This window comes from Mesorhizobium amorphae CCNWGS0123, from assembly GCF_001686985.1.
GTDB lineage: Bacteria > Pseudomonadota > Alphaproteobacteria > Rhizobiales > Rhizobiaceae > Mesorhizobium > Mesorhizobium amorphae.
The window spans coordinates 167,497-190,089 of the sequence record NZ_CP015322.1; the positions used below are offsets into that span (position 1 = coordinate 167,497).

Sequence of the window (22,593 nt, forward strand, 5' to 3'; positions counted from 1 at the left end):
CGCCACCCAGAGTTAACCCATTGTTCCAGAATAATAGTTTTGATTGGCGTGAGACTTGCTGATCGACAGTCGCTCTCGCGCGAACCAAGGGTCCGTGATGCTCCAGCGGAAGGGTCAAGCTCTGCCCCCGTTATTCAAAACAAACTGGAGTGCCAAAAATGGCCGTGCCGATTCAGCAATTGACGAATCACGTCGATGACAGTGTTGGGCCAAAATACCAGCCGCCTTGGGAATTCCTGCCCACCGACACGAATACAGGCGTGGGAGGGAAGTACATCTACATCGGTTATATTCTTGGCGACAGCAATCCTGTGACATCGATCAACTTCGTTGCATACAATGAACAGCAATCGAATCCGCCTTCTGGTTGGCAATGGACGGGCCAAGACCTCAAACAAGGAGCAGGCGGGAAGTACATTTACATGGTCTGGAAAATCGGCGAAACAGGCAATAAGCCTATCACGGCCCTCCAACTGCTTGTAACCAATCAGTCCACTCCGCCAGCTATCACCGGATATACGTCAATCAATCAAGACCTGAATCAAGGCGCTGGCGGGCCTTACATTTGGCCGTATTACAGCACGACAATCTCGATGCAAAAGAAGGTAGAAGCCATCCTTACAAAGACATAGACGAGCTGCGATCGGGCGCGGATCCGAACTACTTGTAATCCTCCTCAAAGAATACAACGCACGCAAAAAGCGTCGTGCAGGTCCGCCCCCGCCGTGGTGGAGGCGTCGAACGTCTCGATGACCGCAGCCTCCTGTTTCGTGAACGGCGAACCTGTGCCGCGCTTCCTCGCAGACGGGACCACAGGCATCCGTGGCCACCTACATCGGGATGTCAAGACTGCACCAAGCCGTCACCCGACAACTTTTTTTAATGACAATCCCTTTCGGCGGGGTCATTTTCGCGTGTCGGCGGGTTTCCTCGTCGCCGCCCTCTGTGTCGTTCAAGATCTCAGCCCGCGGGAGGCCCAGATGATCGATCGTCCCAACCTTGACCCAGCCCTCTATCCGAGTGATTTGCAAAGCCTCAAGTCGGTTTTCGACCAGCTTTGCCAAGAGAGCCATATCCAGCCAGGGTCACCGGAAGCCGAGAACATTGCCTCTGAGCTGGTTCGACTTTTCCAGGACGGAATTAGCGACGAGACCTGCCTGCTCAGCGCAGCTCGGACGCGGCATCAGGATTTGCGGCGGGCGGGCTGACCTTCCCCACAGTCTCGCGCTTAATAATAGGTCCAAAACGGCTCGTCGCGCGACGGCAAACTGTCGGTGATCTTCGGGAATTCAGGCGCCGGGAAGAGCGCGACCATCGACGGCCCACACTATGTGCTTCGGACGCGCGGCGACGAGTTAACCGTGCGGTCTGCATCTGTTCCCAGCCGACCGCGCGGCAGGGATTGAGAGCGGCGAATTTAACGCTAGGTATTTCGGCGATGCATTGCTCGAGACGCTCCAGGCGGAACTTAGCATTGCGAAGCTCATGTCCGGCTTCGAAACGTCGATGGCGTCCCTGAGGTGTGGTTGCGGCGCGCGCTCATGTGAAACCGCCAATCTCCTGTATTTGCACCGCTGAGCCTCCAGTCGTTCGCCATCGCGGAACGCTTGGCGGATTATAACGCCCCGCCATGCCCGACATCCAACCCTCGAAGGCCATCTGACCTTCGCGCTCAAGTACGAGGGGCTCGACCTTGCCGCCCTCAAGCGACTGTTCCAGGTCATCATTGGCGATGAGAACCAGTTGCCGACGATCTGGACAGGGACAGACGTAGAAAGCCACCGCCGTATCTAACATTGCATGTACATTTAACAGAATTGATGTTAAATATGGGCATGGTGTTAGAAACAATCCCTGCAGCACGGTTGAAAGCGCTCGCTCAGGCGGCAGAAGTGTATGTCCAGCACGCCTTCGGGCGGCGGCTCGAACTCACGCCTATAGTGCCAGCAAACGTCCCGCACTTCGTGCTTGACCGCTACATGTTGTGGGAAGGGTTGCTGGACGGTCGAACTTTGGTTCTCATGGCTATTCGCGAACCCCGGCAAGGCCCTACTACGGATTATCTCAAGCACCGCGATCTGGTCCGCCGCCAACTTGGCGTCGATCTCATTCTGCTGCTACTTGACCATGTGCCGAACGCCATCCGACGCCAGATGGTGGAGCGGCAGATCGGCTTCATCGCGCCGGGTGCGCAGCTTTATGTCCCGGAAGCCTTGCTAGACCTGCGCGAGCGCGCGCCGACGGCCGCGATCCCTGCCTCTGACCAGATCAGCCCTACCACGCAATTGGTGCTCCTCGCGGTCCTGCAGGGTGTCGCCCTTGAGGATGAACACCTCACCGACCTTGCCGAGCGACTGCATGTGTCGATCATGAGCATAAGCCGAACACTAGATGAGCTTGAGGCACTCCAACTTGCAAAGGCTCGCCATGTCGGCCGACAACGGCGTCTTCACATGCTCCTGGGTGGTCACGAACTATGGGAGGCAATCCAAGAGCGATTGCAGTCCCCAGTGCGCAAGGTTCGCCTTGTTAGCGGCCGGATAGAAAACCATATCGCACCGCTCGCCGGCGAGAGCGCGCTTGCCCACTACACCATGCTGGCGGCCCCTCGGGTCGAGACGCGCGCCGTTCTGTCGATGCATTGGATGCGCCTCAAGGAGAGGCTCGCACTCAGCCCAGCCGCGGCGTTTGATGACGACCGAATAGAAATTCAGACCTGGACCTACGACCCGCAGATCCTCGCGCGGGACAATGTCATAGATCGGCTGTCCCTGTATCTCAGTGTTCGGGGGAGCCCGGACGAACGTGTTGTGCAAACGGCGGAACAATTATTGGAGACGTTTGAATGGTGACCGGGGTAGACCGCTTCCGCGCGCATTTCGCAGGCCATGAACATCAATATGTGCTGATCGGTGGTGCCGCCTGCGAGCTTATCATGAACGAGGTCGGCCTAGACTTCCGTGCCACCAAGGATCTTGACATCGTTCTAATCGTCGAAGGCGCTGGACGCTGCCTTCGCGGAGCGCTTCTGGGCCTTTGTCGAGCAGGGCGGGTACGAGATCAGGGAGCAAAGCCAGGGCGAGAAAGTCCTCTACCGTTTCCAGAAGCCGAAGGCTGAAGATTTCCCCGCCATGCTGGAGCTGTTCTCGCGGTCGCCCGAAGGGCTGACGCTTGCCGAGGACTCGCATCTTACGCCGCTTCCGATCGACGACGCGGCCGCGAGCCTGTCCGCGATCCTACTCGACGAGGACTATTACGCCTTCCTCAAGTCGATGGTGCGCGAGGCCGGCGGCATCCCGGTACTCAACGAGGTAGCGATCATCCCGTTCAAAGCACGGGCGTGGCTCGATCTCAGCTCGGAGCGCAATGCGGGCGGCAAGGTTGACGAGAAGAACATCAAAAAACATCGCAACGACGTGGCACGGCTGCTGCAAGTCTTGAGCCCGGACGCCAGTTATCCGCTGCCCGAGACCGTTGCGAACGCCATGCGGGCATTCGTCGAACTGGCGACCACGGAGATCGATTATAACCCCGAACAGTTTAAGGTGAATATGACGCGAGAGGATGTCGCAGACCGGCTCCGTGCTGCCTAGCAGCTCTGATAGCATCCTGCGGTCAGCGGCTATCGACCTGTAGCGTATCTACTTCGCTCCACGTGAGCCAACGTCGTTCAGGATGGCTCAAAATTGGAAGGCCGCAACGCCGCAAACCGGCCATCCTTGGCCGAAGGCACGACGAACGTTCGTGTACGCGCCTTTGACAGCTTGCCTTCGGCTACTACGACGAGGAGCTCTCAACGCGTGCTTGGTCCGCTCCGACCGATACGTCCAATTCCGGTTTGCGCTCGATTTCCCGCAGCCCTACGGTCGAGCGCTCAAAGAAGGACAGAAGGCACAAGCAGAGCTGATCGCGGTCATGCCGCGCGCCGGCGGCAATTTCATCCACGCGGATCGATTGCTGGAAGAACTAGGCGCGTCTTCCTGATCGGGGATGTCAAGTAGCGCCAGAAGCTGTCATTGCGTTCTGCGGTCGACTGGGAACTATGGCTGGTTTTCTGGACGTGGGTGAAAGCAATACTTCTCAACATCGAGGTACGAGACGAAGGCAAGTGATATCGAAAGAATAGCGTCTATGCCGCTCGAAAGAAGCTACTTCCGTTGTCGTAGCTTTCCGCTTGGCCGGGCCGGGTCAAGGACTGAAGCACGTCTCGCACTTCGGTGACGGTCTGTTCTGGTGATGAGAACGTCGCGGCGATTTCCGCCACCGAAATAGGTGCCTTCGCGCGACCCATGATATCCAGCACGATCTGAGCTTGCTCCAGCCATGCGGCGGGGAACGCTGTCTTTCTGCTCTTCGCTTTGGTGGAGAGGATCGCTTGTCCGCGATCGCCATGCCGAAGAACTGCTCCGGCTTCACCGAGATGTCCGCCACACGGACAGCCGATGGCAAACGGCTTGCACCAACCTTCCTAGGTCGGCTATGCGTGTGGCCGTCCACACTGATCGAAATACTCGATTCCGAAGGGGAGCGAGGATCGTTGAAGCGGGCCGAGAGGGACCTTCACGCTGCATGAGGCAGTGACTTTTCACACTGAATGGCGGGCCAAAGCATTCCGTTCCTGACATGCTGGCGCTTCCATCTCGATGCATGCATCTGGCGAGTATTGTTTTCGGCTTCCGCTGAACCGCGGTGTTGCCCCCTCTCCTGGGGGCTCGATGCTGGCGCACCTGAAACCAAAATGACATTGGAGCCCTGCGAACATTCGCGCTTGGCTGTGTCGACCGTTTCGACGAGTAGGGCCGAGTTCCCGGCAGGACGTGTTTTCGTGACTTTTCGACATTCTCCTGACGACGAGCAAATTGCGTACCAAAGAAAAATCGTTTCAGAACATGGCCCGGGGCGAACCAGCCATGTCGATGTCCGACAAATTCGTACAATGCCACGCGACATTTACTCGCGCCCGGAATGCCAGAATGGAAAGCCATCCAATTCGCGAGAATAGCGATGCGATATCCTTTCCAATACGCGAACTGGGGAAGATTCAAAAACGGCGCTTCTGGGAGCGTTGATCCGGCAGAGTGGCAAGGAGATGCCCTACGGCACCAGGTACACCTTTTAGGCGCGCACATCGAAGCATTCCTGCAAGCCACGTTGCGGGCCGGTTCAATTGCCGACTCCTAGGCAAAATTTCCGGCATTGGCGCTGTCGCCACATGCCCTGTCGGGTTTGTCGCGCCTGCTACATAGTGGCGGTTGGCCCAATTTCGTCCGCGCTCTGGCTTAACTATCTGATCTTAATATCAAAACTTACCCAGGGCTATTTTTGCGAAGGTGGTACGATTTTTGATGCGCTCGTCGTGCGTCAACAAGTCGGATCCGCGTCGTTATAGCTAAACCGATGCCGGGCATCCCGCAGACGGCGGCGGAGCAGGTAGAGAACATTTCGCTTTGAGAACACGCGACCGCGGATGCCCCGCCTCACAGACGATCGGTGGCGCAAAACCTCAACAATAGGAATTTCTTGATGATCGACGCCATCCCGCCCCCATCTCCCGGACTACTTGGTCAACGAAAACCACTTGGAGTGGTCGGCGGAATGGGAAGCTTTGCGACTGCTAAATTCTTGGAGATTCTGGCTCGCAAAAGCCGCGTTGAAAGAGACCAGGATCACATCCCGTTTATTTGTCTATCGGTTCCCAATATCCCTGATCGTTCGCAGGCAATTTTAGTCGGCAGCGACGCCCCCTTGCGGCAAATTTTGGAACGCGCGTATTGGCTAGAGAAAGTTGGATGCGGAGCAATCGCTATCCCCTGCAATACTGCACATCTCTGGGCCACAGAGATTAAAAAAGCGCTGTCAGTAAAATTGATTGATATGGTAGAGATAACAAGACAAGCCATAGAGGACTCGCGTGGCAGCGAAGCACGCAACCTTCGCTCAATTTCCATCGGAACGAGCGCGTCAATGCACAACGGGCTTTACGCCGGACAAACTGAGAGCGACTTCGGCAAAGAATGTTATCGCAGCAACCCGAAACTTCAGAAAGACACCATCAAGATCATATCTGACGTCAAGTCAGGCAACATGGCAAATGCACAGGACAATCTAACGAGGCTTGTTCAAGCCGTACGATCTTTCGAACCTGACAAAATTATTCTTGGTTGCAGTGAACTATCAGCGATCTGCGGAGACCTCGCATACGACAATGATATTGTCGACCCGATTGATATCCTTGCTGACGCCTGCATTGACTGGTGGGTAGCAGAAAGCCAATCACTTCCGGACACGTTGGCCAGCCGATCATAATGTAGAAAAGATGACCGCGTTAGTAATAGGAAATGTTGGCTCCGACGCCATGGCCACAGCAGTTCCCTCGTTGTCTGACAAGTATTTGCAGAATAATGCAGCGGAAGCAAAAAGAATGATATGGCTTGCTAGGGACGACGACATACTTATCACCTCGACGGCGCCTATATCGCAATCATTTCTAAACTATGTTAATACCCTAAAGAGCGGAAGCAACATCGTGTCGCTAACGACTTCAGGGACATCCACCAAGCGTCCGTTGCCGATCTCGAAAAAAGACCTCCAGGCTGGCAGTCTTTTGTTCAACTCTCTGAGTTTGTTGCCTTCGGACCGCGTTTCGTGTTTGGAGCTGTGAATCGGCCCTTTAATTGCGGGTGATTGTCAATCCGAGTTTCGCTCTGTCATCGCCGGGGTCATGGTCCTTTCCGAGGTCGAATGCCTCATGATGATGTTCGGGTTGGGCGCCTCAACGTGTGCAACGAAGTTCGAAGTCGACGTCAGCCGATTCAACGAGGTCACCACAACCACCGTCCCGGCGGGGACATCACGGGTTTCGGAAGCGGACCCGCGATTGGGATCGAGCGCGGATCTGTCACGCCATCTTTTCGCCGCCCCACTCAAAGCTGGTGGCGTCAACCCAGAGGCAGTGGAGCAGAACCGCGATCTTGCGAGCTACCGCCACTTTTGCCTTTTTCATACCTATCCGCTTCGACAGGCGAACGCCCCACGCCTTCAGCGTCGACCATTTCTTTGTCCGGTGCATGAGGACGCTGGCCGCTTCGTATAAATAGGTCCGCAACAGCCGATCTCCCCAGCGTGAGACACGGCCGTTGACATCTGTTTCCCCAGATTGTTTTCGCCGCGGTGTCAGACCAAGGTAGGCGCCGACGTCACTGGCCGAGGAAAAGCGCGAAGGATCATCGATCGTGTGGCGGTAGGTCAACGCCGTCACGACGCCGACGCCAGGAACCGTCATAAGCCGGCGCGTGGTGTCATCCTCACGAGCAAGGCGTCGTACCTGCCGGTCCAGCTTTTCCTGTTCCCTGCAGGCCTGTTCATGGACGGTCAGAAGCGGCTCGATCACGGATCGAAGCTGATGCCCGTCGACAACCAACGCCACGACCTTTCGCCGAAACTGCGCACCGATTGAGCGACTGAACTGCAGCCCGTACTCTTTCAGCATTGACCGGACTTGGTTCTCGAGATCGCGGCGGATGGCGATAAGTCGCGATCGCGCCACCAGGAGGGATCGGGTCGCCTGGCTCTCTGTGCTTTTGACCTTGACCTCCCGATACCAGCCGACGCGAACCAGCTCGGCCAGGCCGCGGGCATCGTTCTCATCACTTTTGTTCATTCGAACTGAAAGTGCCGCCTTCGCATGTCGAGCATCAATGCAGACAACCGGCATTCCGACCCGTTTAAGCTCATGCCAGAGCCAGCTGGACATGGCGCCCGTCTCGAATCCGATGCGCTCGGCGTGAGGTGCGCGTTTGCGGAGCAACTCGGTCAGTGCTCCCGGATCGGACTTCACTTTTCCTTGGAAGACAGACCTTCCAGCATCGTCGACGACGCAAACGCTGGTCTCTCGCTGCGACACATCCAATCCGACATATTGCTTCACTGCGGCCTCCTCGATCTCAATGGTCGGCGGCTTTTGCCGTCAGCCGAATCTTCGTTCAAAGGAGCGACGGCAGCAATTACGTCATCGTGTGCAAAATTGGCTCCTACGCAGCGCCGATGACGCGCGCCTGGAGTAGGTCGAGTTTTCCTCGGCCGTACATTTGGCGCTTAACGAGCTTGAGTTTGGAGTTCGGCACCGGCTTTCAAACTGGCCCGCTTCTTGCGACCTCTCCCTATCATGCCTGCCTAGGTATCTCATCCGGGTGAGTTGACTGGGGACGGAGCGCTAGAGGAGCACGATGCGCAAAACAGAAACCTTTTATGATGTCATTCGCCGTCAGGGGATTACCCGACGCAGCTTCATCAAATTCTGTAGCCTGACGGCGGCGAGCCTGGGTTTTGGCCCGGACGCGAAAACGGCGATGGCCGAGGCACTCGAAACCAAGGAACGGGTTCCTGTCATCTGGATGCACGGCCTCGAATGCACCTGCTGCTCGGAGAGCTTCATCCGCTCGGCCCATCCGCTGGTCAAGGACGTGGTCCTTTCGATGATCTCGCTCGATTATGACGACACGATCATGGTCGCAGCCGGCCATCAGGCAGAGGCCATCCTCGAAGAGACCAAGCAGAAATACAAGGGCAAGTACATCCTCGCCGTCGAGGGCAATCCGCCGCTCAATGAGGACGGCATGTTCTGCATCGACGGCGGCCGACCCTTCGTCGAGAAACTCAAATATGTGGCCGAAGACGCCATGGCGATCATCGCCTGGGGCGCCTGCGCCTCCTGGGGCTGCGTCCAGGCCGCAAAGCCCAACCCGACCCAGGCAACGCCGATCGACAAGGTGATCCGCGACAAGCCGATCATCAAGGTCCCGGGCTGTCCGCCGATCGCCGAAGTGATGACCGGCGTCGTCACCTTCATCACCACCTTCGGCCGATTGCCCGAGCTCGATCGGCAGGGCCGGCCGAAGATGTTCTATTCGCAGCGCATCCACGACAAATGCTACCGCCGGCCGCATTTCGACGCCGGCCAGTTCGTCGAGGAATGGGACGACGAGGGAGCACGCAACGGCTACTGTCTCTACAAGATGGGTTGCAGGGGCCCGACCACCTACAATGCCTGCTCGACGGTGCGGTGGAACGGCGGCGTCTCCTTCCCGATCCAGTCCGGTCACGGCTGCATCGGCTGCTCCGAGGATGGGTTCTGGGACAAGGGCAGCTTCTATGACCGCCTGGCCACGATCAACCAGTTCGGCATCGAGGCCAATGCCGACCGGATCGGCATGACGGTAGCCGGCGTCATCGGCGGAGCGATCGCGGCCCACGCCGCGATCACCGCCGTCAAGCGCGTCACCACCAAGCGCGAAAAAACCGACGTTTAAAACTCTGGGCAGGGAACACTTATGTCAATCCAAACGCCCAACGGCTTCACGCTCGACAATTCCGGCAAACGCATCGTGGTCGATCCGGTCACCCGTATCGAAGGCCATATGCGGGTCGAGGTCAATGTCGACGCCAACAACGTCATCCGCAACGCGGTGTCCACTGGCACGATGTGGCGCGGCATCGAAGTCATCCTCAAGAACCGCGATCCGCGCGACGCCTGGGCCTTCACCGAGCGGATCTGCGGCGTCTGCACGGGCGCGCATGCGCTGACCTCCGTGCGCGCGGTCGAGAATGCGCTTGGCATCACCATCCCGGAAAACGCCAATTCGATCCGCAACCTGATGCAGCTTGCGTTGCAGGTGCATGACCACGTGGTGCATTTCTATCACCTGCATGCGCTTGACTGGGTGGACGTCGTCTGCGCGCTCAAGGCCGATCCGAAGGCGACGTCTCAGCTGGCCCAGTCGGTGTCCGACTGGGCACTCTCCTCGCCCGGCTATTTCAAGGACATCCAGACCCGGCTCAAGAAATTCGTTGAATCCGGCCAACTCGGTCCATTCAAGAACGGCTATTGGGGTAACGCCTCCTATAAGCTGCCGCCGGAAGCCAACCTGATGGCCGTCGCGCACTATCTCGAGGCGCTGGATTTCCAGAAGGAGATCGTCAAGATCCATACGATCTTCGGCGGCAAGAATCCACATCCGAACTGGCTGGTCGGCGGCCTGCCCTGTCCCATCAACATCGATGGAACCGGCGCGGTCGGTGCGATCAACATCGAGCGCCTAAACCATGTGTCGTCGATCATAGACCAGCTGATCGAGTTCAACGAAAAGGTCTATGTGCCCGACGTCATGGCGATCGGCTCATTCTACAGGGACTGGCTCTTTGGCGGCGGCCTTTCGGGCAAGAACGTGCTCGCCTATGGCGATGTGCCGGAACATGCCAACGATTATTCGGAGGCGAGCCTGAAACTGCCGCGCGGCGCGATCATCAACGGTAATCTTGCCGACATTCTGCCGATCGACCTCGCCGATCCGGAGCAAATCCAGGAATTCGTCATCCATTCCTGGTACAAGTATCCGCACGAGGCCAAGGGCCTGCACCCCTGGGATGGCGTCACCGAGCCGCATTACGAACTAGGCCCCAATGCCAAGGGCACCAAGACCAACATCCAGGAACTGGACGAAGGTGGCAAATATTCATGGATCAAGGCGCCGCGCTGGCGCGGACACGCCATGGAGGTAGGCCCCCTCGCCCGCTGGGTCGTCGGCTATGCGCAGGGCAAGCCTGAATTCAAGGAGCCGATCGAGAAGGTGCTGAAAGATCTCGGTCTTCCGATGTCGGCGCTCTTCTCCACGCTCGGCCGCACCGCGGCGCGCGCCCTAGACTCCGAATGGGCGGGCCGCCAGATGCGCTATTTCTTCGACAAGCTGGTCGCCAATATCAAGGCTGGCGACAGCGCGACCGCTTTCGTCGACAAATGGAAACCGCAGACCTGGCCGAAGGAAGTCAAGGGCGTCGGCTTCACCGAAGCGCCGCGCGGCGCGCTCGCCCACTGGATCAAGATCAAGGACGGCAAGATCGACAACTACCAATGCGTCGTGCCGACCACCTGGAACGCCAGCCCTCGCGATCCGAAAGGCGGTATCGGCGCGTTCGAAGCCTCGTTGGTGGATACCCCGATGTCAGATCCCACCCAGCCGCTGGAAATACTCCGGATAATCCATTCCTTCGATCCGTGCCTTGCATGCTCCACGCATGTCATGAGCCCGGACGGGCAGGAAATGGCAAAAGTGCAGATGAGATGAGGAGGGATATGCGATGAGCCTTTTCGACCCGCTTGCAACCTTGGACGCACACGGCGAAAGAGCCGTGGAGCGCCAGAGCGTCTATGTCTACGAGGCGCCGGTGCGTCTCTGGCACTGGATCAACGCCTTCTCCATCCTCATGCTTGCGCTGACCGGCTACTTAATCGGCAGCCCACTGCTGTCGATGCCGGGGGAGGCCAGCGCCAACTTTCTGATGGGATATATCCGCTTCAACCATTTCGCCGCCGGACAGATCCTGGCCATAGCCCTGATCCTGAGAATCTACTGGGTGTTCGTCGGCAATGTCGATGCCCGACAGATCTTCTACGTCCCGGTCTGGAGCGGCCGGTTCTGGAAGGAATGCGTGCATGAAGTGCGCTGGTATGCCTTCCTGATCAGCAAGCCGAAAAAATATGTCGGTCACAAACCGCTTGCCCAGTCCGCCATGTTCCTGATGTTCACGCTGCCGCTGTTGTTCATGGTCATCACCGGCTTTGCGCTCTACAGCGAGGGCACTGGCCGCGACAGCTGGGAATACAGCCTGTTCGGCTGGTTGTTCTCGATCTGGCCGAACAGCCAGGACGTCCACACCTTCCACCATCTCGGCATGTGGGTGATCCTGGTTTTCACAATGGTCCATATCTATGTGGCTGTGCGTGAGGACATCATGAGCCGGCAGAGCATCATCTCGTCGATGATCTCGGGCGAGCGCATGTTCAAGGACCTGGAGGACTAGGTGCGCAAACTGTCTTCGACACGGCCCCGGGTGCTGGTCCTCGGCATCGGCAACATCCTGTGGGCCGACGAGGGGTTTGGCGTACGCGTGGTCGAAGCTTTTCACCAATCCTATTCGGTGTCGGATAATGTCACCGTCCTCGACGGCGGGACGCAAGGGCTCTATCTCGTGCAGTTCGTGATGGAAACCGATTATCTCATCGTCTTCGATGCCATCGACTACGGGCTCAGCCCGGGCACGCTGAAGATCGTCGAAAACGACGAAGTGCCGAAATTCACCGGCGCCAGGAAGATGAGCCTGCACCAGACCGGGTTCCAGGAAGTGCTGAGCGCCGCCGACCTGCTCGGCCATTATCCGGAAAAGCTGGCGTTGATCGGCTGCCAGCCGGTCGATCTCGAGGATTGGGGCGGGCCGCTGACGGAGCCGGTGAAGGCGGTCATCCCCGAAGCGATCCGGACGGCGGTCGCCGTTCTCAAGGGCTGGGGCATCGAGGCAAGAGCGCGGAGCGGCGGCATCGTCCCCTCGCTCCTCGGCAACGATCTGGATTTTGACAATTACGAACAGCGCGCCAGCCGCATTGATCACCTGAGGACGCTCCCATGAAGTTTCGGAGAATATCGGCTGCATGCGCGGCCCTGGCGTGCTGGGCGTCGCCAATGCCCATACCGGACTTCATGCGGATGGCACGCTTGCCGGTCTCGGCCATCCTTTGGGCGGCCTCCACCATATCCTTGTCGCGGTCGCGGTCGGCTTCCGGCCCGGCACGCTCGGCGGCAGGGACAGCTGGATTGTGCCTTCGTCATCGTCATGACGATCGGCGGAGCGATAGGCATCTACGGCCTGCCGCTGCCGATGGTGGAAACGGGGATTGCCCTCACCGTAGTGGTGCTCGGCCTGCTCGTCGCCTTCGAAGTCAAGGTTCGGGCGCCGGTGGCGGGGATCGCGGGGTATGCGCACTCTTCCACGGGTCATGCCCATGGTTCAGAAACGCCTGCCATGTCGCATGCCACGGGCTATGTCACGGGCTTCCGGGCTGCATGCTGCATGCGGGCGGAACCGCGCTCGCGTCGCTTAGATTTCGGCAAGGCCCGGGCAGAGCGTCTGGCCGGGTTGCCGGAGCTGCCGTCGCCCTAACAGGGGCCGCGCTGCTGGCCGCTTGATATTTCGCTCCCAAGGCCGAGGCCTGCCGTGTGGGCGCTGTCCACACGGTTCCCGATTTCGTAGCTTGAATGACAGAAAAGAGACAACGCCATGTGCATAGGTCTTCCGATGCGGGTCGTCACCGGCGACGAGTGCGTGGCCCAATGCGAGCGTCATGGTACGATTTCTTCCGTGTCGATGATGTTGGTCGGCGCGCAACTGCCAGGCACATATCTATTGACCCATCTGGGCTCGGCCATTCGCGTCCTTGAGGGTGATGAGGCGCAAGCCATCGATGATGCCCTTGCGGGTCTGGCGGAAGCTGTTGAAGGCCGGCCCTTCGAAGCCTTGTTTGCCGATCTCATCGCCCGCGAGCCGGAATTGCCCGCGCATCTGCGTGAGGGGTGAGAGAATAGTGGCCGCATCTGGAAACCGGGATTCCAGCAATTCGACGCGAGCAACCGAGCTGGAAACTCTCCTTGCAGATCAATGGACTCCCCGGATCTGGCACACCGCTTGCTGCTCAACTCCCAAGAACGTTCTGCAAGCTGATTTCTGGAGGAGACAATGCCCTCTTACCTGGTCCGCGTCTTGCGCGAGCAGATGCGACTGCCCATCGTCGACGAAGCGAGCATCGACACCTTCCTGGCGCCGGCCGCGGACAAAGCGGAACATGCCATCCTGTTTTTCACCGGCGATCCTGCGCTGCGACCTGAAGCCGACGACGTCGCCGTCGTTCTTCCCGAACTCCTACGGGCGTTCCCGGGACGGGTGCGGGGCGCCATCGTGCTACGCGCCGCCGAAGACAAGCTCAAGCCGCGGTTCAATGTCGTGGTCATGCCAAGCCTCGTTGTCACGCGCGGAGCCCAGCCGCTTGGCGTGATCGGCAAGATCCGCGACTGGTCGGAATATATGGAGAAGATCGGCAACTGGTTATCTGCGGATGCGCCGGTCATGGCGGCATCCGGCGGGTCGAAGGTCGAGATCACCCATGCCGGCAACCAGATCGCCCGATGAAAGCAGGTTTCTGGGTCGCCCCCGAGGGCGCCGATGCGGCGATGACGGTCATGCCGATCGGCGCGGAGCCGCCGCAGAGCGCCCGCAAGCTCAATTATCTCGCGACCAGCAGCGCCGAGGAGATGATCCGCTGCTGTCGCCGGACGGCGATGCTGCTGCCGCAACTCGCCGATGCGCTCGCCGTGCAGACGGCTGACCAGCCGGGCCGCCTGTTCGACATTACCGATTTTCCGGATGACGAAAGGGAGCTGATCACCCAGACCCTCGGCGAAGGCGAAGTTGCGGGAATTGCCGCGCTGCCGTCCGGCATCCTGGCGCAGATCCAGGAAGCGGTGATGGCCGGCGTCTGGCGCATCCGTTTCACCGACCCGGATAGCCGGCTGCTTGCTGACTATATCGAGGTCGCGTCGATTCCCGCAGCCGTACGTCAGGCCTGTTCGGCACTGCCGGCATCGATTTCCCACGGACCGGCGCCGGCAGGCGCCATGAATGTCATGCCGGTGCTGACCGAGATCGGCGACCGCATCGGCCGCTATAGCGACGGCGATCCTGCTGATATCATCAACTTCTCGCTCTTTCCGATGAGCCCACAGGACATGGGTTTCCTGCAGGCGACGCTCGGCACCGGGCCGGTAAAGTTCACCTCGCGCGGCTATGGCACATGTCGGGTCGTGGCGGCCGGCGTCCGCAACGTCTGGTCGGTGCAGTTCTACAACGCCATGGACACGATCATTCTCGATACGCTGGAGGTTGCCGACATCCCGTCCGTCGTCATCGCTGCCGAAGAGGATTTCAGGGGTTCGGAAGCCCGGCTGCGCGACATCGAAGAGGTCTATTTCAAATGACGAGCTTCGAAAACTTCGGCAAGTGCGATCCGGCGTCCGATGACGACAAGATGGAGTGCGGCATCTGCTGGCATGTCTATGATCCCGCGCAAGGCGACCCGGTCTGGCAGATCCCGCCCGGCGTGCCGTTTTCCGCCCTGCCCAAGGTCTGGCGCTGTCCCAACTGTGACGCCCTGCAATCGAAGTTCATGAGGCTCGGCGATGCACGCTGACGCGGCGGAACGCACGGAAATCAATCCGGCCGAGATGTGCTATCGCCACATTCATGCAACCGCCATGCAGGACGTGCCGCGCTGCAATCCCGCCCTTCGCATCAAGGCGACCGGCTTCCGGATTTATGGCGAGAGAGCCCTCGGGATCATTACAACGCCGTGGTTCATGAACCTGGTGGCGGCAGATATTCCCGGTAGTGTGCAATCGGCTCCGGTTGCCGTAGGAACGACCGTCCGCATCGGTCTCCCCGTAGCCGAGGTCGAGTTCATCGCCGGTGAGCTCGATGCGATCGGCCGGGTCGCTTCCTGCTCGCTGTTTTCGCCGGTCTTCGCGTTTGGGACGATGGAAGCAACGCTGGAGACCGCGGTGGAGGCCGTCCGCGCCTTCTTCGACCCGGCTGCACTTACGCCGGCGTCGGTCCCGTCGACCAACGTCAAACGCCGCGACCTGCTGAGGGGGAATTTCCGCAAGCAGCAGAAGTTGGCGCAATGACCTTCGGTGCGGGCTCGATCCGGATCGACGTGACGGTGTCGCGGGCGCTGGCCTGTTGCGTGGAGATAAAGTCCAACCGCCCGCAGGGACTGGCACGCCTGTTCGTCGGCCGCCGCCCCGAAGAGGCGCCAGTGCTTGCCGGTCAGGTTTTTTCGCTCTGTGGTGTTGCGCAATCAGTGGCAGCGCGGCTTGCGGTGCTGAATGCGGCTGACCTGCCGATGCGCGGCGAGGAGCGGTTCGCTGCCACCGCCAAATTGCTTGCGGAGCGTATCTTCGAGACATTGAGAGCACTGATCCTGCACTGGCCTTTGCCGCTACCCGCCGCCATCGTCGCCTTGGCAGGCAAATATCTGCGCGAGGCGCTGGCCGCTTCGCAGGCGATTATTGCTGGTGCGAAGGCAAAGATCGCCAAATGCGCATTCGTGGCCGAACCAGCGGCGCGGCTTTCCGCTGCGGCTGCCGCCCTTGGCATTCCCGACGGTGAAGGTCAGCCGCCGCGGGATACAGCCTACGCAGCAATCCTCGGCAATATCGATCGTGACCGGATTTTCGTCAGCCGGCGGCCCAACCCGCTGACGGTTGCGGACGATGCAGAGGTTATCGCCCATCTCAGCCGTGAGGCGGGTTATGCCAGCCTGCCGTATCTGGCCGGCCGTGTGGTCGAGACCGGGGCCTATGCCCGGCTAAGCAGCGCCGGCATGCCCGAAGGCCCGCATCTGGCCGAGCGCTTCCTGGCGCGCATTAACGACGTTCGCCTTTGCCTGCAGCAGCTCTCTAATCTCGACCAGCAGGACACGGATGCGTGTTCCTCACTGATGGGCGGCGGACCGACGCCCGGCGCCGGCGGCTATGGTGCCGTGGAGTGCGCGCGCGGCAGGCTCTACCACCTGGCCGAGATCGGCATGGACGGGCATCTTTGCGCCTACCGCATACTCGCTCCGACCGAATGGAATTTTCATCCGGCAGGTCCATTCGTCGAAACCCTGCTGTCATCGCGGATCGGCGTGGGAGAGTCGGCCGCCCGGTCGGTATCCAGGCTGGCCACGTTGTTTGATCCCTGCGTTGCGTTCGAGATCGGCGTTCGCGAGGCTGCTTATGCATGAGATGTCGTTGATGGAGAGTGTGATCGAGATCGTCTGCGAGACGGCGCGGCAGAACGGCGCGAGCACGGTCAAGTCCGTTCGTCTTGATGTCGGAGTCTTGAGCCATGTCAGTCCGGATGCGCTGGTGTTCTGCTACGAAGCGGTACGGCATGGCACGATCGCGGAAAACGCGGCACTTGAGATCAATCGCATCGCTGGCGAAGGCTGGTGCCTCGATTGCACAAAGACGGTGGCGCTCGAGGAGCGGTTCGGAGCCTGTCCGGACTGCGGCCGGCTTCGGGTGCAGATGACGGCGGGCGACGAATTGAAGATCAAGGACGTGGAGGTCATCTGATGTGTACGGTATGCGGCTGCGCAACGGCAGCGATTGAAGGGGACAAGAGCAGGGCCGAGGCTCCTGGCCATGCCGGCGCGCGTAGTGACGATCACGATCATCACCACCATCATCACGATCATGATGCCCACCATTTCCCGGATCAGCATGACCACCACCACGCCGAGGACGGCAGCGTCCACTGCGGCAAGCGCATTGCCGGCGTGCATGTGCCGGGCATGAGCCGGGAGCGTATTATCCAAGTGGAAAAGGATATTCTCTCCAAGAACGACGGCTATGCCGCCGAAAATCGGGCCTTCTTCGTGCAGAACGGTATTTTCGCGTTGAATATCGTCTCGAGCCCCGGCTCCGGAAAGACGAGCCTTTTGGTCCGCGCCATCCGCGAACTCAGGGATCGTGTGGTGATCAATGTCATCGAGGGTGACCAGCAGACGTCCAACGACGCCGCCCGCATCCGCGAAGCCGGCGCCCGCGCCATCCAGATCAATACTGGCAAGGGCTGCCACCTAGATGCCCACATGGTTGGCCACGCGAGGCAAGACCTGGCGCCTGAGCCGGGCTCGATCCTGCTCATCGAGAATGTCGGCAACCTGGTTTGTCCGGCGGCCTTCGATCTCGGCGAGGCCCACAAGGTGGTGGTGCTGTCGGTTACCGAGGGCGAAGACAAGCCGCTCAAATATCCGGACATCTTTGCCGCCTCCGATCTGATGATCCTCAACAAGTCGGACCTGCTTCCGCATCTCGATTTCAATGTCGGGCTCTGCATCGCCAATGCGCTGCGCGTCAATCCGCGGCTGCGGACGCTGGTCGTCTCCGCCCGCAGCGGTCAAGGCATGGAGTCCTTCTGCGCGTGGCTGGAGGCCTCGGCCGCAACGCTGGCGAGGCGCGCCAAGGTGGCCTGACCCATGGCACGCGGCCAGGCATCGGCAGTAGAGGATCCGGTCCAGCGGCTGCGGCTGCGGGTGCGCGGTTGCGTGCAGGGCGTCGGTTTCCGTCCGTTCGTCTACCGGCTGGCGCGGACGATGCGCCTGACGGGCTTCGTGCTTAACGACAGCGCCGGCGTGCTGATCGAGGTCGAAGGCACTTGTGCAGGCCGGTTCGCCGAAGCTGTGCGCATGCAGGCGCCGCCCTTGGCACGAATAGACTCCGTCGACGTGCTGGAGATGGACGCAGCCGGCGGAGAACTCTTCAAGATACTTGAAAGCGTCGGCGGACACGGCGCGACGCGCATCGGCGCCGATGCCGCAACTTGCGCCGAATGCCGGCGGGAGCTGACCGATCCGCAGAGCCGCTTCTTCGGCTATCCCTTCGTCAATTGCACCCATTGTGGCCCGCGCTTCACCATCACCGGCGCCCTGCCCTATGACCGTCGGCAGACCTCGATGGCCGCCTTTCCGATGTGTCCGTCCTGCCGCGCCGACTATGCCGACCCCGAAAGCCGGCGCTTCCATGCACAACCCGTCGCCTGTCCGGCCTGCGGTCCGCAACTCAGTCACCCCGTCGGGGAGATTGCTGCACGGTTGCTGAAAGGCAAAATCGTCGCGCTCAAGGGGATAGGCGGCTTCCACCTGCTGTGCGATGCGCGCAACGATGCCGCCATCCGCCTTCTCAGGTTGCGTAAGGCGCGCCACCAAAAGCCGTTGGCCGTCATGGTGCGGGATATCGAGGCGGCGCGGCTTCTTGCGGATCTGACGGGGGTCGAAGAAGCGCTGCTCATGTCCGCCGCCGGCCCGATCGTGCTGGTGAAGGGTCTTGATGGGCTTTCCAACCTCATCGCACCCGGACTCAAGCGGATTGGCCTGATGCTTGCCCATTCGCCGCTGCATCATCTGCTGTTTGACGCACTTGCCCAGCGTCCGCAAGATGGCCCCGCCGCGCTGATCGCAACCAGCGCCAATCCGGGCGGCGAACCGGTGGTGGCCAGCAATGACGATGCCGAACGCCGGCTTGCCGGGATTGCCGATCTCATCGTCACGCACAATCGCGATATCGCCGTTCGCGCCGACGATTCGGTCATGCAGGTGATCGATGGTGCTCCAAGTTTCCTGAGGCGGGCACGCGGTTTCGTGCCGGAGCCTCTCGATCTCGGCGAGGACGGTCCGTGCGTGATCGCCACCGGCGCCGATCTCAAGAACACGGTCTGCATCACGCGCGGCCGGGAGGCGTTCCTGTCGCAGCATATCGGCGGCCTCGACAATACCGAAGCGATCCGCTTCCAGCAGGAGACGGTCGCGCATCTTAGTTCCATTCTCGATATCAGGCCGGACCATGCCGCCTGCGATCTGCATCCCGATTTCCGGTCAGTGCGGATGGCTGAGAGCCTGGGCCTGCCGCTCGTTGCGGTCCAGCACCACCTTGCCCATATTGCCGCTGTCGTCGTCGAGCATCACGTCACCGGGCCAGTTCTCGGGTTGTCGCTCGACGGGCATGGCTATGGCGCCGATGGCGGCAGCTGGGGCGGCGAGATGCTGATGGTCGACGGATACCGCTGGCATCGGCTGAGCTCGCTTTCGCCGCTGCCGCTGCCGGGCGGCGATCGTGCTGCGCGCGAACCCTGGCGCATGGGGGTCGCCGCGCTGCGGGCCGCAGACCGCATCGATCTTGCACCAAAGCTCTGGCCGGGACATCCCGGCGTCGCGCATCTCGAAGCCATGTTCGCGTGTGGCATGCAGCCGGGCCGGACGTCGAGCCTGGGAAGGCTCTTCGATGCGGCAGCTGCGGTCAGCGGAGTGCGCCTCGTGCAGAGCTACGAGGGACAGGCGGCGATGGAGTTCGAGGCTCTGGCTGAGAGCCCGCACTGTCTTCCCGAAGGCTACAGCTTTGTCGACGGCATGCTCGATTTCCGGCCGCTGATCGTTCATCTGGCCGAGCGGCATCTGTGCGGCGTCAGCGCCTCTAACCTGTTCCATGGCACGCTGATCGCCGGTCTTGCCGATTGGGCGGCGTGCGGGGCGTCGCAAGCCGGCACGAGCAAGATCATGCTCGGCGGCGGCTGCATCATGAACCGCGTCCTCGCTGAAGGCCTTGCGAACGCCTTGCGCAATCTTGGCCTGGAGCCACTTTTGCCGCGGATGATTCCCGCCAATGACGGCGGCATTGCGCTTGGCCAGGCCGCCTTCGCAAGGCAAGTCATCAAGAACGATAGAGGCCAGGTGGACAACCCGAAATGTGCCTAGCCATACCGGTCAAGGTAAAGGACGTGCTGCCAGACAACATGGCGAAGGTGACACTCGACGGCGTCTCGAAGATCATTTCGACCGCGCTTGTCGAGGACGTCAAGGCGGGCGACTATGTCGTGCTGCATGTCGGCTACGCCCTGGGCAAGATCGATCCGCAAGAGGCGGAAAGGACACTGGCCCTGATCCGCGAAGCTGCCTTGGCATGAAATATATCGACGAACATCGCGACGGCAGGCTCGCCAAGGAAATCGCCCGCCAAATCGCCGCGCTTGCCGATCCGGCGCGTTCCTATCATTTCATGGAATTCTGCGGCGGCCACACGCATGCGATTTCCCGCTATGGCCTTGAAGACCTTCTGCCGCAAAATGTGCAGATGATCCATGGTCCTGGCTGTCCCGTCTGCGTGCTGCCGATCGGCCGCATCGATGCGGCAATCGCGCTTGCCATGCGGCCGGAGATCACGCTTTGCACCTATGGTGACCTGATGCGCGTGCCGGGCTCGAACGAATCGAGCCTGCTCAAGGCCAGGGCCGCCGGCGCCGATATCCGCATGGTCTATTCGACACTGGATGCGCTACGGATCGCCGAAGCCGAGCCGGATCGGGAAGTGGTGTTCTTCGCCATCGGCTTCGAAACCACGGCGCCGCCGACAGCGCTGGCGCTCAGGGTCGCGATTGCCAAAGAGCTCAGGAATTTCTCGATCTTCTGCAACCACGTGCTGACACCGGCGGCGATCCAGAATATTCTCGAAAGCCCGGATGTCCGCAAACTGGGCACGGTCAAGATCGACGGTTTCATCGGCCCTGCCCATGTCAGCATCGTGATCGGCACCGAGCCCTACGAATTTTTCGCCGAGGAATTCCAGCAACCGGTCGTGGTGGCGGGTTTCGAACCGCTCGATGTCATCCAGGCGATCCTGATGCTGGTCCGGCAGGTGAACGACGGCCGCCATGAGGTCGAGAACCAGTATATCCGCGCCGTCACGAGGTTCGGCAACGAGAAGGCGCAGGCCCAGGTCGCCAATTTCTTCGAACTTCGCGAGAGCTTCGAATGGCGCGGGCTCGGAGAAGTGCCTTATGGCGCGCTGCGGCTCAGGCCGCAATATGCCGAACACGACGCCGAAAAGCGCTTCTCGATGGTGACGACGGCCGCGAAGGACAACCCGGCCTGCGAATGCGGCGCGATCCTGCGCGGCGTCAAGAAGCCGGCCAACTGCAGTTTGTTCGGCACCGTTTGCACGCCGGACACGCCGATGGGATCCTGCATGGTCTCTCCCGAGGGTGCCTGTGCCGCCCATTGGACCTACGGCCGCTTGCGCGAGCATGCCAAAGCCTTTGAATGAAGGTCCGTCAAACGACGTTATGATAAAAGCCAACAGGCGCAAGCTCGACCTCAAAAATGGCCGCGTCGACCTGTCCCACGGGGCCGGCGGTCGCGCCATGGGCCAATTGATCGAGGACATATTCCACAAGGCTTTCGACAATGAATGGTTGCGGGCCGGCAACGACCAGTCGGCCTTCATGGTGCCGGGCGGCCGTATGGTGATGACCACCGACGGCTACGTTGTTTCGCCGCTGTTCTTCCCGGGCGGCACTATCGGCTCGCTAGCCGTGTACGGCACGATCAACGATATCGCGATGGCGGGCGCGGTGCCGCTTTATCTTTCGGCGAGCTTCATCATCGAGGAAGGCTTTCCGCTAACCGATCTCGACCGCATCGCCGAAACCATGGGTGACGCGTCGCGCGAGACGGGCGTGCCGATCATCACCGGCGATACGAAAGTGGTCGAACGCGGCAAGGCCGACGGCGTGTTCATCTCCACCGCCGGCGTTGGCATGGTTCCAGCCGGGCTCGATCTCCGCTCCGATGCTGCCCGTCCGGGCGATGTGGTTATCGTGTCCGGCTCGATCGGCGATCACGGCGTCGCGGTGATGTCGAAGCGAGAGAACCTCGAATTCGACACAGGTATCGTCTCGGATTCCGCCGCACTGCATGGTCTGGTGGCCGGCATGGTCGAGGCTGCCGGAGCCGCGATCAGGCTGATGCGCGATCCGACCCGCGGCGGCCTTGCAGCGACGCTGAACGAGATCGCCAATGCGTCGAAGGTTGGTTTTCGTATCGATGAGGAGGCCATTCCGATCAAGCCCGAGGTGGCTGCGGCCTGCGAATTCCTCGGCCTCGATCCGCTGAATGTCGCCAACGAGGGCAAGCTCGTCGCAGTCGTGGCGCCCGAAGCCGCTGATGCAATGCTCGCCGTCATGCGGGCTCACCCGCTTGGCAGGGAAGCGGCGCTGGTCGGCCATGTCGTGGCGGACGACGATTGCTTCGTGCAAATGGCAACGTCGTTCGGCGGCGGACGCATCGTTGACTGGCTGTCCGGCGAACAGCTTCCCAGAATCTGCTGAGGAGTGCCG

At 60.5% G+C, this 22,593-nt stretch carries 24 protein-coding genes and 1 pseudogene; 24 read left to right on the forward strand and 1 reads right to left on the reverse strand.

The features are described from left to right. Positions 1-158: 158 nt before the first annotated feature. The 7 genes from A6B35_RS30770 to A6B35_RS34925 all read left to right on the forward strand — a co-directional run bounded on the left by A6B35_RS30770 (position 159) and on the right by A6B35_RS34925 (position 6,306). Positions 159-632 (forward strand): hypothetical protein, encoded by a 474-nt coding sequence (locus tag A6B35_RS30770; RefSeq protein WP_006205731.1) that lies wholly within the window; start codon positions 159-161, stop codon positions 630-632. A 348-nt stretch (positions 633-980) separates the two neighbouring features. Next, complete coding sequence (locus tag A6B35_RS34910; protein ID WP_081482278.1) at positions 981-1,208, forward strand: hypothetical protein; 228 nt, start codon at positions 981-983, stop codon at positions 1,206-1,208. A gap of 612 nt (positions 1,209-1,820) precedes the next feature. Beyond that, positions 1,821-2,852: a helix-turn-helix domain-containing protein gene (locus A6B35_RS30785; RefSeq protein ID WP_006205729.1), complete on the forward strand. Its 1,032-nt coding sequence runs from the start codon at positions 1,821-1,823 to the stop codon at positions 2,850-2,852. Next, on the forward strand, positions 2,846-3,118 hold the full coding sequence (locus A6B35_RS36860; protein WP_202799469.1) for a hypothetical protein: 273 nt from the start codon (positions 2,846-2,848) through the stop codon (positions 3,116-3,118). The genes A6B35_RS30785 and A6B35_RS36860 overlap by 7 nt, the downstream gene beginning before the upstream one ends. 13 nt (positions 3,119-3,131) lie before the next feature. Further along, positions 3,132-3,593 carry a hypothetical protein gene (locus tag A6B35_RS36865; protein WP_006205728.1) on the forward strand — a complete coding sequence of 154 codons (462 nt, stop codon included), beginning with the start codon at positions 3,132-3,134 and terminating at the stop codon, positions 3,591-3,593. Between the two features lie 211 nt (positions 3,594-3,804). Continuing rightward, the gene (locus A6B35_RS30795) at positions 3,805-3,984 is read left to right on the forward strand and encodes a hypothetical protein (RefSeq protein ID WP_006205727.1); all 180 of its coding nucleotides are present in this window, start codon (positions 3,805-3,807) and stop codon (positions 3,982-3,984) included. 1,539 nt (positions 3,985-5,523) lie between these two features. Continuing rightward, on the forward strand, positions 5,524-6,306 hold the full coding sequence (locus A6B35_RS34925; protein ID WP_081482277.1) for an aspartate/glutamate racemase family protein: 783 nt from the start codon (positions 5,524-5,526) through the stop codon (positions 6,304-6,306). Positions 6,307-6,898: 592 nt separating this feature from the next. Here the strand turns inward: A6B35_RS34925 and A6B35_RS30805 are convergent. Further along, positions 6,899-7,927 carry an IS110 family RNA-guided transposase gene (locus tag A6B35_RS30805; RefSeq protein WP_006205725.1) on the reverse strand — a complete coding sequence of 343 codons (1,029 nt, stop codon included), beginning with the start codon at positions 7,925-7,927 and terminating at the stop codon, positions 6,899-6,901. 298 nt (positions 7,928-8,225) lie between these two features. Between A6B35_RS30805 and A6B35_RS30810 the strand changes: the two genes are divergently transcribed. The 17 genes and pseudogenes from A6B35_RS30810 to hypE all read left to right on the forward strand — a co-directional run bounded on the left by A6B35_RS30810 (position 8,226) and on the right by hypE (position 22,584). Continuing rightward, the gene (locus A6B35_RS30810; protein ID WP_065518353.1) at positions 8,226-9,308 is read left to right on the forward strand and encodes a hydrogenase small subunit; all 1,083 of its coding nucleotides are present in this window, start codon (positions 8,226-8,228) and stop codon (positions 9,306-9,308) included. Between the two features lie 21 nt (positions 9,309-9,329). Next, a complete protein-coding gene (locus A6B35_RS30815; protein WP_006205723.1) occupies positions 9,330-11,120 on the forward strand; it encodes a nickel-dependent hydrogenase large subunit in 1,791 nt (596 codons plus the stop codon). Positions 11,121-11,133: 13 nt separating this feature from the next. After that, a complete protein-coding gene (gene cybH, locus A6B35_RS30820) occupies positions 11,134-11,856 on the forward strand; it encodes a Ni/Fe-hydrogenase, b-type cytochrome subunit (protein ID WP_006205722.1) in 723 nt (240 codons plus the stop codon). Then, complete coding sequence (locus A6B35_RS30825) at positions 11,857-12,459, forward strand: HyaD/HybD family hydrogenase maturation endopeptidase (protein ID WP_006205721.1); 603 nt, start codon at positions 11,857-11,859, stop codon at positions 12,457-12,459. 22 nt (positions 12,460-12,481) lie between these two features. Beyond that, positions 12,482-12,990 (forward strand): annotated as a pseudogene (locus A6B35_RS30830) (HupE/UreJ family protein). A 117-nt stretch (positions 12,991-13,107) separates the two neighbouring features. Next, on the forward strand, positions 13,108-13,404 hold the full coding sequence (gene hypC, locus A6B35_RS34930; RefSeq protein ID WP_006205718.1) for a HypC/HybG/HupF family hydrogenase formation chaperone: 297 nt from the start codon (positions 13,108-13,110) through the stop codon (positions 13,402-13,404). Between the two features lie 159 nt (positions 13,405-13,563). Next, a complete protein-coding gene (locus tag A6B35_RS30835; RefSeq protein ID WP_006205717.1) occupies positions 13,564-14,013 on the forward strand; it encodes a thioredoxin domain-containing protein in 450 nt (149 codons plus the stop codon). After that, positions 14,010-14,858 (forward strand): hydrogenase expression/formation protein, encoded by an 849-nt coding sequence (locus A6B35_RS30840; protein ID WP_006205716.1) that lies wholly within the window; start codon positions 14,010-14,012, stop codon positions 14,856-14,858. Before A6B35_RS30835 ends, A6B35_RS30840 begins: the two co-directional genes overlap by 4 nt. Next, positions 14,855-15,070 (forward strand): rubredoxin, encoded by a 216-nt coding sequence (locus A6B35_RS30845; RefSeq protein WP_006205715.1) that lies wholly within the window; start codon positions 14,855-14,857, stop codon positions 15,068-15,070. Before A6B35_RS30840 ends, A6B35_RS30845 begins: the two co-directional genes overlap by 4 nt. 64 nt (positions 15,071-15,134) lie before the next feature. Then, positions 15,135-15,563, forward strand: a complete 429-nt coding sequence (hybE, locus tag A6B35_RS30850) for a [NiFe]-hydrogenase assembly chaperone HybE (RefSeq protein WP_244426084.1) — start codon at positions 15,135-15,137, stop codon at positions 15,561-15,563. Between the two features lie 131 nt (positions 15,564-15,694). Continuing rightward, on the forward strand, positions 15,695-16,666 hold the full coding sequence (locus tag A6B35_RS30855) for a nickel-dependent hydrogenase large subunit (protein ID WP_244426082.1): 972 nt from the start codon (positions 15,695-15,697) through the stop codon (positions 16,664-16,666). Continuing rightward, positions 16,659-17,000, forward strand: coding sequence for a hydrogenase maturation nickel metallochaperone HypA (gene hypA / locus A6B35_RS30860; protein ID WP_006205712.1), 342 nt, complete (start codon positions 16,659-16,661; stop codon positions 16,998-17,000). Before A6B35_RS30855 ends, hypA begins: the two co-directional genes overlap by 8 nt. After that, positions 17,000-17,902 carry a hydrogenase nickel incorporation protein HypB gene (hypB, locus tag A6B35_RS30865; RefSeq protein WP_006205711.1) on the forward strand — a complete coding sequence of 301 codons (903 nt, stop codon included), beginning with the start codon at positions 17,000-17,002 and terminating at the stop codon, positions 17,900-17,902. The genes hypA and hypB overlap by 1 nt, the downstream gene beginning before the upstream one ends. A gap of 3 nt (positions 17,903-17,905) precedes the next feature. Then, entirely contained in the window at positions 17,906-20,176 is a 2,271-nt protein-coding gene (gene hypF / locus A6B35_RS30870; RefSeq protein ID WP_006205710.1) for a carbamoyltransferase HypF, read from the forward strand. Beyond that, a complete protein-coding gene (locus tag A6B35_RS30875; RefSeq protein WP_006205709.1) occupies positions 20,167-20,385 on the forward strand; it encodes a HypC/HybG/HupF family hydrogenase formation chaperone in 219 nt (72 codons plus the stop codon). The genes hypF and A6B35_RS30875 overlap by 10 nt, the downstream gene beginning before the upstream one ends. Continuing rightward, the gene (gene hypD, locus A6B35_RS30880; protein ID WP_006205708.1) at positions 20,382-21,521 is read left to right on the forward strand and encodes a hydrogenase formation protein HypD; all 1,140 of its coding nucleotides are present in this window, start codon (positions 20,382-20,384) and stop codon (positions 21,519-21,521) included. Before A6B35_RS30875 ends, hypD begins: the two co-directional genes overlap by 4 nt. Further along, positions 21,502-22,584 (forward strand): hydrogenase expression/formation protein HypE, encoded by a 1,083-nt coding sequence (gene hypE, locus A6B35_RS30885; protein ID WP_280517388.1) that lies wholly within the window; start codon positions 21,502-21,504, stop codon positions 22,582-22,584. The genes hypD and hypE overlap by 20 nt, the downstream gene beginning before the upstream one ends. Positions 22,585-22,593: the final 9 nt, after the last annotated feature.